Annotated in this window: 10 protein-coding genes; 3 read left to right on the forward strand and 7 right to left on the reverse strand. The window is 59.6% G+C overall.

Annotated features, from left to right (window positions below):
* The first annotated feature begins 133 nt into the window (after positions 1-133).
* Positions 134-322, forward strand: coding sequence for a 50S ribosomal protein L28 (gene rpmB / locus ACEXKH_RS03465; RefSeq protein WP_022094725.1), 189 nt, complete (start codon positions 134-136; stop codon positions 320-322).
* 185 nt (positions 323-507) lie between these two features.
* Here the strand turns inward: rpmB and ACEXKH_RS03470 are convergent, their stop codons facing one another.
* Positions 508-1,284: a transposase gene (locus ACEXKH_RS03470; RefSeq protein ID WP_373573090.1), complete on the reverse strand. Its 777-nt coding sequence runs from the start codon at positions 1,282-1,284 to the stop codon at positions 508-510.
* A gap of 321 nt (positions 1,285-1,605) precedes the next feature.
* On the opposite strand from ACEXKH_RS03470, the gene adhE reads away from it, so the two are divergent.
* Positions 1,606-4,254, forward strand: coding sequence for a bifunctional acetaldehyde-CoA/alcohol dehydrogenase (gene adhE, locus ACEXKH_RS03475; RefSeq protein WP_373573091.1), 2,649 nt, complete (start codon positions 1,606-1,608; stop codon positions 4,252-4,254).
* Positions 4,255-4,341: 87 nt separating this feature from the next.
* On the forward strand, positions 4,342-5,106 hold the full coding sequence (locus tag ACEXKH_RS03480; protein ID WP_373573092.1) for a phosphotransferase: 765 nt from the start codon (positions 4,342-4,344) through the stop codon (positions 5,104-5,106).
* A gap of 178 nt (positions 5,107-5,284) precedes the next feature.
* On the opposite strand, the gene ACEXKH_RS03485 is transcribed toward ACEXKH_RS03480, so the two are convergent.
* The 6 genes from ACEXKH_RS03485 to ACEXKH_RS03510 are packed head-to-tail and all read right to left on the reverse strand — an operon-like array spanning position 5,285 to position 12,364.
* Positions 5,285-7,006, reverse strand: a complete 1,722-nt coding sequence (locus ACEXKH_RS03485) for a proline--tRNA ligase (RefSeq protein WP_373573093.1) — start codon at positions 7,004-7,006, stop codon at positions 5,285-5,287.
* Positions 7,007-8,089: a flavodoxin-dependent (E)-4-hydroxy-3-methylbut-2-enyl-diphosphate synthase gene (gene ispG / locus ACEXKH_RS03490; protein WP_373573094.1), complete on the reverse strand. Its 1,083-nt coding sequence runs from the start codon at positions 8,087-8,089 to the stop codon at positions 7,007-7,009. It abuts the gene before it with no gap.
* 13 nt (positions 8,090-8,102) lie between these two features.
* Positions 8,103-9,464 carry a M50 family metallopeptidase gene (locus ACEXKH_RS03495; RefSeq protein ID WP_373573095.1) on the reverse strand — a complete coding sequence of 454 codons (1,362 nt, stop codon included), beginning with the start codon at positions 9,462-9,464 and terminating at the stop codon, positions 8,103-8,105.
* A gap of 25 nt (positions 9,465-9,489) precedes the next feature.
* Positions 9,490-10,677 (reverse strand): 1-deoxy-D-xylulose-5-phosphate reductoisomerase, encoded by a 1,188-nt coding sequence (gene dxr / locus ACEXKH_RS03500; protein WP_373573096.1) that lies wholly within the window; start codon positions 10,675-10,677, stop codon positions 9,490-9,492.
* Entirely contained in the window at positions 10,677-11,567 is an 891-nt protein-coding gene (locus ACEXKH_RS03505; protein WP_373573097.1) for a phosphatidate cytidylyltransferase, read from the reverse strand. Before ACEXKH_RS03505 ends, dxr begins: the two co-directional genes overlap by 1 nt.
* Positions 11,568-11,569: 2 nt before the next feature.
* Positions 11,570-12,364 (reverse strand): isoprenyl transferase, encoded by a 795-nt coding sequence (locus tag ACEXKH_RS03510; protein WP_373573098.1) that lies wholly within the window; start codon positions 12,362-12,364, stop codon positions 11,570-11,572.
* Position 12,365: the final 1 nt, after the last annotated feature.

Here is a 12,365-nt window from a genome sequence, read left to right on the forward strand (position 1 = left end):
GCCGTAGCGTGGGCACTATCGCCAAAAGAGAAATATCTCTGTGTAGATTGCGCACAGAGACATGCTTCTGTGCTATAGTTCAGGCTTGTTTGTTAACGCGACATGTTCGTTTGTCGCCCAAGGAGGGTCAGTTATGTCCAAAGTTTGCGAAGTTTGCGGTAAGCACCCCGTTGCCGGTCGCTCCATCAGCCACTCTCACCGCGTCACCAACCGTAAGTTCCGCCCCAACATCCAGCGCGTCTACGTCGTCGTCGATGGTCACCGTCGCAAGATGAACGTTTGCTCCACCTGCCTCAAGTCCGGCAAGGTTGCGCGCTCCTAAATAAGGTCTTACCAACAAGTACCTCGGACTCTCCGGGTCAAAGACCTCGCGTTCACATAGAACTTACCAAAGGCGCCCTCCCATGTGGAGGGCGCCTTTTTGCACTCATTGGGGACAGACTTACATGAGTGCTTTCACACATTTGGGACAGACATAACGCGTGCCGGCAGCGGTTCGCCCCTGCCTCACGCTGCCTCATTCCAGCCTATGGTGGCCTTGGTCACGCTTGTAGCGCCGATACCGGTGATACGGGCAATTTGCTTGACCGTGAGATGCGCCCGCCTGAGCCTCAGAAGACAGGCATCGCGTTCGGGGCATGGCAGAGCCTTGAGCAGCGCAGGGTCTATGCTCGGCAGGGCTTCGCGCACGACGGCCAGGGCATCCTCATCGGGAATCCGCCGGCGCGGAAGAATCTCCACTGACCAGATGTGCGCGGCAACTTCCTTGAGATGGTCGCAATAGCAACGGGAGCCTCCAACAATATCGAGCATAGGGGCTGCATCACAAATATCAAAAGGATCGTAGCCCAGCTGGTATGCCTTGTAGCTTGACCAACGGTACGCCTCGAGCGAGTCGAGCGCACCTTTCACGGGATTGAGATGGATATAATCGAGCAGCTGCACTGCCTGCGTGTCCGACTCAACCGCGACCCGCGAATAGCGATTGTCAAACAGATGCCCTGTTCTCCCCGTTTTCCCATTGAAATATTTAGCATATGCCGTCAGTGCGCACTGCATTGCCTTTGAAAGGTTGTCACATGGGTCATCAACCATCAAATGGAAGTGATTGTCCATAAGGCACCAAGCCAACACCGCCACTTCATGGCGCGCGAACCTATCCGAGATATCCGATAAGAAACGATAACGGTCGGAGTCATCTTCAAAAATAATCTGTTTGGAGTTACCGCGGTCAAAGACATGGTAATAGCCGGTGATCGAAACGGCGCGGGCGCATCGGGGCATAATCTCTCCTTCCAAAACTGTACAGGCAACACCTAAAAGGAGAGAAGCAACGCGAAATGCTGAGCCTGTGACCTATTTATATCCAATAAGCTGCAATAACAGGTCCAGAACGGAAAAATGGCAAAACGATGTCTGTCCCAAATGAGTGAAAGCACTCATGCAAGTCTGTCCCCAATGAGCGGGGCGATGCAGCATTAGTTGAATCGTTTCATTTAGTTGAATCGTTTTAGTGTGCCTTTTACGGGAATCTTACCGTTCGCCGAATAATTTCTTGCTATCATGCAAGGCGTAGGGTAAATCTCCGATCGCAAGGAGACACAAATGGTGAAAAAGTCACCGGAAAACACTACTCCCGCAATTGTGGACAACGTAGAGGCGCTTGAGGCTAAGCTCGCTCAGATGCGAGAGGCCCAGGCGCTTTTTGCTACGTACACGCAGGAGCAGGTCGACAAGATCTTCTATGAGGCCGCCATGGCCGCCAACAAGGCTCGTATCCCGTTGGCGAAGATGGCCATCGAGGAGACCGGCCGCGGCGTTCTTGAGGACAAGGTCATCAAGAACCACTACGCCGCAGAGTACATCTACAACGCTTACAAGAACACCAAGACCTGTGGTGTCCTGGAGCGCGACGAGGCTTACGGCATCACCAAGATCGCCGAGCCTATCGGCATCGTGGGCGCCGTCATCCCGACGACCAACCCCACCTCCACCGCGATCTTCAAGACGCTGATCTGCCTGAAGACCCGCAACGCCATCATCATCTCCCCGCACCCGGCTGCCGCCAAGTGCACCATCGCCGCCGCCAAGCTCGTGCTTGACGCCGCCGTCAAGGCCGGCGCCCCCGAGGGCATCATCGGCTGGGTCGATGTCCCCTCCATCGAGCTGACCAACATGGTCATGCGCGACGTCGACATCATCCTCGCCACCGGTGGCCCGGGTATGGTCAAGGCCGCCTACTCCTCGGGCAAGCCCGCCCTGGGCGTTGGCGCCGGTAACACCCCGGTCGTCATCGACGACACCGCCGACGTGCTGCTCGCCGTCAACTCCATCATCCACTCCAAGACCTTCGACAACGGCATGATCTGCGCTTCCGAGCAGTCCGTGACCGTCATCGACACCATCTATGACCAGGTCAAGGCCGAGTTCCAGAAGCGCGGCTGCTACTTCGTCAAGCAGGGTGCCGAGATGGAGGCCCTGCGTGCCGCCATGTTCAAGAACGGCGCCCTCGATCACCGCATCCCCGGCATGGCTGCCGCCAAGATCGCCGAGCTCGCCGGCATCGAGGTTCCCGCCAAGACCAAGATCCTGATCGCCGAGGTCACCTCCACCGACCCCGCCAAGGAGGAGTTCTCCCACGAGAAGCTCTCCCCGGTCCTGGCCATGTACCACGCCAAGGACTTCCAGGAGGCCGTCGACAAGGCCGAGCACCTGGTGCTCGCCGGTGGCCCGGGCCACACCGCCTCTCTGTACGTGCACCCCTCCCAGGCCGAGAAGATCAGCCTGTTCGAGCACGTCATGAAGGCCTGCCGTATCGTCATCAACACCCCGTCCTCGCACGGCGGCATCGGTGACCTGTACAACTTTGGCATGAAGCCGTCTCTGACCCTGGGCTGCGGCTCCTGGGGCGGCAACTCCGTCTCCGAGAACGTTGGGGTGAAGCACTTGATCAACGTTAAGACTGTGGCCGAGCGCCGTGAGAACATGCTGTGGTTCCGCGCTCCCGAGAAGGTCTACTTCAAGAAGGGTTCCACCCCCGTCGCCCTCGACGAGCTGGGCAACGTCATGGGCAAGAAGCGCGCCTTCATCGTCACCGACCAGTTCCTCTTCAAGAATGGCAACACCCGCGCCATCGAGGCCAAGCTCGACGAGATGGGCATCGCCCACGACTGCTTCTACGACGTCGAGCCCGATCCGTCGCTGCAGTGCGCACGTCGCGGCGCCAAGCAGATGGCTCTCTTTGAGCCTGACGTCATCATCGCCGTCGGCGGTGGCTCCGCTATGGACGCCGGCAAGATCATGTGGATGATGTACGAGCACCCCGAGTGCAAGTTTGAGGACATGGCCATGGACTTCATGGACATCCGCAAGCGTATCTTCACCTTCCCCGAGATGGGCAAGAAGGCCTACTTCGTCGCCGTCCCGACCTCCTCGGGTACCGGCTCCGAGTGCACGCCGTTCGCCATCATCACAGACAAGGAGACCGGCATCAAGTGGCCGCTCGCCGACTACGCGCTGCTCCCCAACATGGCTATTGTCGACGCCGACAACTGCATGACCGCCCCGCGCGGCCTGACCGCTGCCTCCGGCATCGACGTCATGACCCACGCCATCGAGTCCTACGTCTCCATCATGGCTTCCGACTACACCAAGGGCCTCTCCGAGCGCGCTGCTAAGCTCGTCTTCGAGAACCTGCCCTCCAGCTTCACGAACGGCGCCAAGGACCCGCATGCCCGCGAGGAGATGCACAACGCTTCCTGCATGGCCGGTATGGCCTTCGCCAACGCCTTCCTGGGCCTCAACCACTCCATGGCCCACAAGCTCGGCGCCTTCCATCACCTGCCCCACGGCATCGCCAACGCCGTCATCCTGACCCGCGTCATGCGCTACAACGCCGCCGAGGCCCCCGTCAAGATGGGTACCTTCTCCCAGTATCCTTACCCCAACGCGCTGCACAACTACGCCGAGATGGCCAAGTACTGCGGCATCGAGGGCAAGGACGACAAGGAGGTCTTCGAGAACTTCATCACGAAGCTCGAGGAGCTCAAGGACTTCATCGGTGTCAAGAAGACCATCGCCGACTACGGTGTTGACGAGCAGTACTTCCTCGACACCCTCGACGAGATGACCGAGCAGGCATTCAACGACCAGTGCACCGGCGCCAACCCGCGCTACCCGCTCATGAGCGAGATCAAGGAGCTCTACCTGGACGCCTACTACGGCCGCGAGCCTCAGGATTACGCCGTCTGCTAGTTCTAGCACGGTTTTAACGGCGGGGGTGCACGGGTGTTTCACACACCCCCGCCGTCGCTTCTATCGCATCGTTGAAAGGATGCAACCATGCTGCTACCCGATTCCAAGACCGAACTCGTCCGTCGCGGCAACAAGGTCGTTTACGACCTGGGCGACAAGATCGTCAAGGTCTTTAACGAGACCAAGCCCGTCTCCGACGTGTTCAACGAGGCTTTGAATCTTGCCCGCATCAATGAGTGCGGCATCCGCAGCCCCAAGGCTCTCGAGGTTTCCCAGCTCGAGAACGCCAACGGCTGGGCGCTCGTGACCGAGAAGGTTCCGGGCACCACCCTTGCCGAGAAGATGACTGCCGAGCCCCAGCGCTTCGGTGAGTACCTCGAGATGTTCGTCGACCTCCAGATCGAGATCCACAGCTACACCTCCCCGCTGCTCAACCGTCAGCGCGACAAGTTCGCCCGCATGATCGACAGCCTTGATCAGCTTAATGCCACCACGCGCTACAACCTTCAGGAGCGTCTGGACGGTATGACTAAGGAGTTCAAGGTCTGCCACGGCGACTTCAACCCCTCCAACGTCATCGTCGGCGACGACGGCCAGCTCTATGTGTGCGACTGGGCACACGCCACCCAGGGCTCCCCTGCTGCCGACGTTGCCACCACCTACCTGCTCTTTGCCCTCAACAGCAAGGACCAGGCCGAGGCTTATCTGGAGCTCTACTGCGACCGCGCCGACATGCCCATGCAGGTCGTGCGTCAGTGGACGAGCATCGTCGCCGCTTCCGAGCTCGCTCGTAAGCGCAACGTGAACGATGAGTTCCTGAAGAACTGGATCGACGTCGTCGATTATCAGTAATATCTGAGCGATTTATTTCGCATCGGAGGCACAAAGGAAACCCCGCAGCTCGCATGGGCTGTGGGGTTTCCTTTTAGCGATTGAGTACGTCGACAAGATAAAAGGACGGCCCCGCATCTCCCCTATCTGGAGAAATGCGGGGCCGTCCCGTATATCGAACTACAAGCGAAATCGTAGATTAACGACGGGCCGCCTTCACAAGCTCAGCAACCTTGGTGACAACCTCGTCGATCGCCACGTCCTCACGCTCGCCGGTAGCACGGTCCTTGAGCTCCACCGTGCCATTCTTAAGGCCACGCTTGCCGAGCACCACCTGATACGGGAAGCCCATAAGGTCGTTGTCGGCAAACTTAAAGCCAGGACGCTCATCGCGATCATCGACGACGACCTCGATGCCCTCGGCGTATAGACCATCAACAATCTGCTCGCAGACGGAAGCGCACTCCTCCTTCTTGGGGTCGAGCGGAATCACAGCAACCTCGTACGGGGCAACAGAGACCGGCCAGACGATGCCGTGCTCGTCGTTGTGCTGCTCCACGACGGCAGCGAGCGAGCGAGACACGCCAACGCCGTAGCAACCCATGATAAGCGGCTTCTCCTTGCCGTCCTCGTCCATAAAGGTGGCACCCATGGCCTCGGAGTACTTGGTGCCCAGCTGGAAAACCTGGGAGACCTCGATACCGCGAGCAGCAGACAGCGGCTTGCCGCAGTGCGGGCAGGGATCGCCGGCGACGACGGTAACCAGGTCGGCCCACTCGTCGACGGTAAAGTCGCGCTCGGGGCAGGCGCCGGTAAAGTGATAGTCGACCTCGTTGGCACCGCAGGCCCACTGTTTGGACTCGCGCAGACTCTCGTCGCAGACCAGACGAATGCCCTCGGGCAGGTTGACCGGTCCGATAAAGCCCTTATGCAGCCCATTCGCCTGAAGCTCCTCGTCGGTCATCATGCGATAGCCCTTGCCAAAGACATGCTCGGCCTTGCAGTCATTGAGCTCGTGGTCGCCCGGGACAATGGCCACGACCGGCTTGCCCTCGGAGTCAATCAACGCCAGCGACTTGCGCGTGCCGTTCTCGGGGAAGCCGAAGAACTTGGCGACGGCCTCGATGGTGCCCATACCCGGAGTCTCGACCTTGGTGAGTGTACCGTCGCCGGGGCCCTCGGTCACAACGACCTTGGTGCTTGCAGCCTCGTCATCGGCAGCAAAACCGCAATCGTCGCAGTAGACGAGCGAAGCCTCGCCGGCGTCGGCCAGCGCCATGTACTCGACGGAGGTGTCGCCGCCGATCTCGCCGGAGTCGGCGACAACGGGCAGAGCCTTGATGTAGCAGCGCTCGCAGATGTTGGCGTAGGCCTGCTTCATCTTGTCGTACTCCTCCTGCAGACTCTCCTGCGTGGCAGAGAAGCTGTAGGCGTCCTTCATGATGAACTCACGACCACGCATTAGGCCAAAGCGGGGACGGAACTCATCGCGGAACTTGTCCTGAATGTGGTACAGGTTGACGGGCAGCTGCTTATAGGAGCGCAGCTCGTTGCGCACCAGGGCCGTGACGGTCTCCTCATGCGTGGGACCCAGCACAAACTCGCGACCATGACGGTCGTCAAAGCGCACGAGCTCCTTGCCATAGGCATCGATGCGGCCGGACTCACGCCACAGCTCGGCATCGACCATAATGGGCATCATGAGCTCCTGGGCACCGGCGGCATCCATCTCGTCGCGCACGATGTTCTCGATCTTACGAATCGAGCGCCAAGCGAGCGGCAGATAGGAATAGAGACCGGCGGCCTCCTTGCGGATCATACCGGCACGAAGCAGCAGACGATGGCTTGCAAGCTCGGCGTCGGCCGGATCCTCTTTGAGCGTCGGCGCATAGAGCTTAGACATATACATTGCTCGAGTCATTTATTTCTCCTCAATAAGCTTGTCGACCTCGGCCATAAGCGCGTCGACAATTTGATCCTCAGCTACTTTACCAATGATTTGGCCATGCGAAAAGAGCAGGGCCTGGCCACGTCCGCAAGCAACGCCCAGGTCGGCATCAGAAGCCTCACCGGGACCATTAACGGCACATCCCATGACGGCAATCGAAAGCGGCGCGGCATAGTTCTTAAGCCGCTCGGTTACTTCCTCGGCGATGGGAATCAGGTTAACCTGGCAGCGGGCGCACGTGGGGCACGAGACGATCTCGGGACCACGGCGACGCAGGCCCAGCGACTGCAAAATTCCCCAGGCGACCGGCGGCTCCTCGACCGGATCGGCCGTGAGCGAGACGCGCATGGTGTCACCGATGCCCTCAGACAGCAGGATACCGAGTCCCACCGAGCTCTTGATGGTGCCCTGCAGCTTGGTTCCGGCCTCCGTCACGCCCAGGTGAAGCGGAACGTGGGGAATCTCGCACGACAGGGCTCGATAGGTATCGAGCGTCGTTTGCACGCTATGGGCCTTGGCCGAAAGCACAATGTTCGTAAAGCCGCGGTCTTCAAAATGCTTGACGAAACGCTCGCTCGACATCACGAGCTTTTCGGGCTGCGTGAGGTCGTCGCGCTCGGCGATATCCTGCTCAAGCGAACCGGCATTGACGCCGATACGAATCGCACAGCCCGCGGCACCCGCAGCATCGATCACCGCGTCAACCTTGGCCCAATCGCCGATATTGCCGGGATTGATGCGCAGCTTGGCAGCACCAGCCTCAACGGCACCAATGGCGAGCTTATGGTTAAAGTGGATATCGGCGACAATCGGCACCGGAGACCCGGCACAGATGGTGCGGAAACCCTCGAGCGCGGCCTCGGTGGGCACACTCACGCGCACGATATCGCAGCCAGCCTGCGCCAAAGCACACACTTGCGCAAGCGTTGCCTGGGCATCAGCGGTATCGGTGCAGGTCATGGACTGAACCACCACCGGAGCGCCGCCGCCTATCTGCACGCCGCCCACATGCACGGGACGCGTTAGCTCGCGAGGCAAAGGATGGGATAAAGACAATCCAACCACTCCCCTACAGAATAAATCGAAGGATGTCGGAACGAAGCATGTAGACAAACAACAGCGCAAAGAGCGCGATGCCCACATAGCTCACAATCGTCTGGACCTTGAGCGGAAGCTCGCGGCCCGCAATCTTTTGAATGATCTCAATGACCAGCTTACCGCCATCGAGCGGCGGGATGGGCAGCAGGTTCATAAAGCCAAGCGAGAACGAAATGAGGGCGGCAAACGAAAGGAACGTGGCAGGGCCGGCAGCAGCAGCCTGTGAGGACATAACGCTAATACCCACGATCGAAGAGGACTGATCGAGAATCTCCATCGTATGCTGCGGCTGGAGAAGGCGCATCACGCCCTCCGCTGTCTGCACGACATAGGAGAAGGACAGACGAGCCGACGTGATGGGGTCTAAACGGACCACCTGCGTAGAGGCATACACACCTAGGCGCTCGTCCTCTTTGAGTGCAACCGTGGTCGAATGCTGCTTGCCGTCACGCTCATACTCGATGGCGATATCGTCCTTACCGGCAGCCTTGCCAATAGCATCGTAAACGTCCATCCAGGTAGAGCACGATACTCCGTCGACCGAAAGGATCGCGTCGCCGCCCTCGATTCCCGCCGCGGCGGCAATCGAGCCTTCGTCAACCTGGCCAATCACATTGGTATCCACCGGTACCGTGACACCTGCGATGGAATAGATGCTCATAAGGAGCAAAAAGCCCGTCAGGATATTGACGATAATGCCCGCAAGCAGCATAAAGGCACGCTTGACAAAGCCCTGGCCCAAATAGGTGTGCGAGCGCTCGCGTGCAAGGAATTCGGCCTCGCCGCACGGCAGTTCCCATACATCGCCCTCGGCAGTCGCATGCTCTCGATCGAACTTGCGACCGTCAAAGGTGGTATATCCTGCAGCATCGCGCGGCAGGGTCTGGTACTTGGTGGGATAGTAACTGGGCGAAGGCTTTTCCCCTTCTTCATACCAGGGAGCGATGGAGCCCCAGCCCAACAGCAAAGCACAGGCCTCGAGAACATCCTCCTCGGACAGCTCGAGCTCGACAGCAAGATCGGCCACCGTCACACGGCCGTGGCGATAGATGGCCGCAAGCACGCGATCGGCACACGAGACATCGGTCGGATCCATGCCACAGATGGCAGCATAGCCACCCAGCAGCAGCGGCGTCACGCCAAACTTGGTGCCGATGCGACGCGATGTGTGGTGGATATCAAAGCGACACGGCAGGCCCAAGAAGAACTCGGTCACCCGGACGCCACAGGCACGCGCCGCCAAAAAGTGGCCGCCCTCGTGCAAAAACACAAGGACGGAAAGCATCAGCAGGCCCCAAAAGACCGATGAGAGAACGCTCAGAACAGTATCCATAAAACGAAAAAGCAATCCTTATGGGTTAAGAACGGGTTGCGGCGAGCAATTGCGCGGCCTTTTCACGCGCCCACGCATCGATGTCGCGAAGTTGTTCAAACGAATCGACCGTCTGGACATCGTGAGCATCCATGCAGGATTCCACAATGCGATCGATATCGGTAAAGCTGCAGCCATCATGCAGGAAGGCATCGACGGCGACCTCGTTGGCGGCATTGAGCACGCACGGCATGGTGCCGCCCGTCTTGCCGGCACGTTCGGCCAGCGCAAGGCAGCGGAAGGTATCCATGTCGGCCGCGTCAAAGGTAAGCTGCCCCAACTCGCGGAAATCGATACGCGGAGCCGGCGTATCCCAACGCTCGGGATACGAGAAGGCAAACTGGATGGGAATGCGCATGTCGGAGGCACCGAGATGAGCCATCACAGAGCCGTCGGCAAACTCGACCATGGAGTGAATCTTAGACTGGCGCTGCACGACCACGTTAATGAAATCGAGATCGCAGCCAAACAGATGCATGGCTTCGATGCGCTCCAGACCTTTGTTCATGAGGGTGGCGGAGTCAATCGTGATCTTGGCACCCATAGCCCACGTAGGATGCGCAAGGGCATCGGCACGCGTCACGCGATCGAGCTCGTCACGCGTGCGGCCAAAGAACGGGCCGCCCGAGCAGGTAAGCCAAATGCAGTGAGCCTCGCGCGGATTCTCGCCCAGATAGCACTGGTAGATGGCAGAATGCTCGGAGTCGACCGGGATAAGCTGACCCGGCTGCGCCAACGGCATAAGCAGATCGCCACCGACAACGAGCGACTCCTTGTTGGCCAGGGCAAGACGCTTGTTCGAGGTCAGGGCAGCATGGCTCGCTTCGAGACCGGCAGCGCCCACGATGGCCACGAGCACGCAGTCGACATCATCGCGGCATGCGAGCTCGCACACGGCCTGTGCGCCAACGCCGAGCTCCGTGCCCTCGGGCAGTTCCTGCAGCACGGCGTCGGCGCCATGGGAGGCGTCCGCCACGGCAACCGCCGGAACCGAGAACTCACGGGCAGTGGCAACGAGCTCGGAGGTGCTGGAGTTAACGGACAGCGCCGTCACCTGCAGGCGATCGGCATGCTGTCGGCACACGTCGAGCGCCTGAGTGCCGATAGAACCCGTACAGCCCAGAATGGCAACACGAAGACGCCCGTCGGGACCGTAGGTGGTCTGATAAGCCATTACAGCACGCCTCCGATCATCAGCAGCAGCTGCGCGGTAATGCAGCCAAAGATGAGCGAATCGCTGCGGTCGAGCATGCCGCCATGGCCCGGGATGAGATTGCCGGAATCTTTGACGCCCACGCCGCGCTTGATACGCGACTCGATGAGGTCTCCGATAACTCCCAGGATGGAGACGACCACGCCGCACAGCAGTGCATAGGGAAGACTCAGCCTATAGAAGTGCGTTGCCCACAGGATGAGCCAGATCAAGACAGAGCCCAAAATGCCGCCGACAAAGCCTTCCCAGCTCTTTTTGGGAGAGATCTTGGGAACCATCTTATGCTTGCCGATGCGGCTGCCCACGATGTAGGCAAAAGAGTCGGAGACCCAAAGGGACGCGCAAACGCCCACCGAAAGCAGGGCGCCGGCAAAACCGGGCACGGCATCGCGCAGCAGCACGATAGCCGACAGCATAAAGCCGGTGTAGATAGGGCCCATGAGCGTCACGGCAACGTCAGAGATGCGGGTGCGCGGAGACCAGACATACCAGATACCAACCGCAAGCATCAAAGCGAACAGCAGGGCGTTCAACAGCAGCGAATCGCCCAGTGCCGATAGCGGAAAGAGCACGGCGGCGATAATGCCCAGACGCTCGTTGGCCACCTTGCCGTCGAGCCTCGTCATGCGGAAGAACTCATAGCAGCACAGGCCGCTCATGACAGAGACAAAGATGGCGGTGGGAACGATGCCCAAAACCAGGCAGAGGATAAATACGACAGCGTAGACGATACCGGCGGCGGCACGGGTGATAAAACCGGCCAGCCACGACGTCGCGGTCGCGCCGTTCTTTGCGGCAGGCGACTTGGGTGCAGGCGTCTTGGGTGCAGTCGCCTTAGGACGATCGGACACGATTAAGCCTCCTCGGTCTTGCTCAGTCCACCAAACCTACGGTCGCGGCCCTGGTAGGCCAAAATGGCGTCGACAAGGCCCCAACGATCAAAGTCGGGCCAATAGGTATCGGTGACATAAAACTCGGAATAGGCAACCTGCCACAGCAGATAGTTCGAAAGGCGCAGCTCGCCGGAGGTGCGAATCACAAGCTCCGGATCGGGCAGGCCGGCAGTATACAGGTGCGAGGCAATCATGTCGTCGTCAATAGCGGCAGGATCGATCTTTCCGGCAGCGGCATCGAGTGCGAGCTGGCGGGCGGCACGGGTAATCTCGGCACGGGCGCCGTAGTTGACGGCGAGCGCCAGCGTCATACCGGTGTGGTCGGCGCACTCGGCAAGGCCACGCTCAAAGACGTCGCGGGTCTTCTTGGGCAGAGCGGAAATATCGCCCAAAAAGACAACGCGAACGTTCTCGCGCTTAAGCAGCGGCAGCTCATCGATAAACGTCTTGGCAAACAGATGCATCAGGACGTTGACCTCGTGCTGCGGACGATTCCAGTTTTCGGTGGAAAACGCATAGGCCGAAAGGACGTCGACGCCCAGGCGCACGCACGCGGTAATAATCTCGCGCAGGGAGACGATACCGGCCTTGTGGCCCTCGGTACGGGCAAGACCACGAGACGTGGCCCAGCGACCGTTGCCGTCCATGATGCACGAGATATGATGCGGAATCTTATTGAGGTCAAGGTCGGAAAAACCGACGCCCGCAGGGGCGTCGGCAAAGTACTCGACCAGTTTGTTCTCGTCGTATTGCACC

Origin of the sequence: Collinsella aerofaciens ATCC 25986 (assembly GCF_964259375.1) — a bacterium.
GTDB lineage: Bacteria > Actinomycetota > Coriobacteriia > Coriobacteriales > Coriobacteriaceae > Collinsella > Collinsella aerofaciens_BO.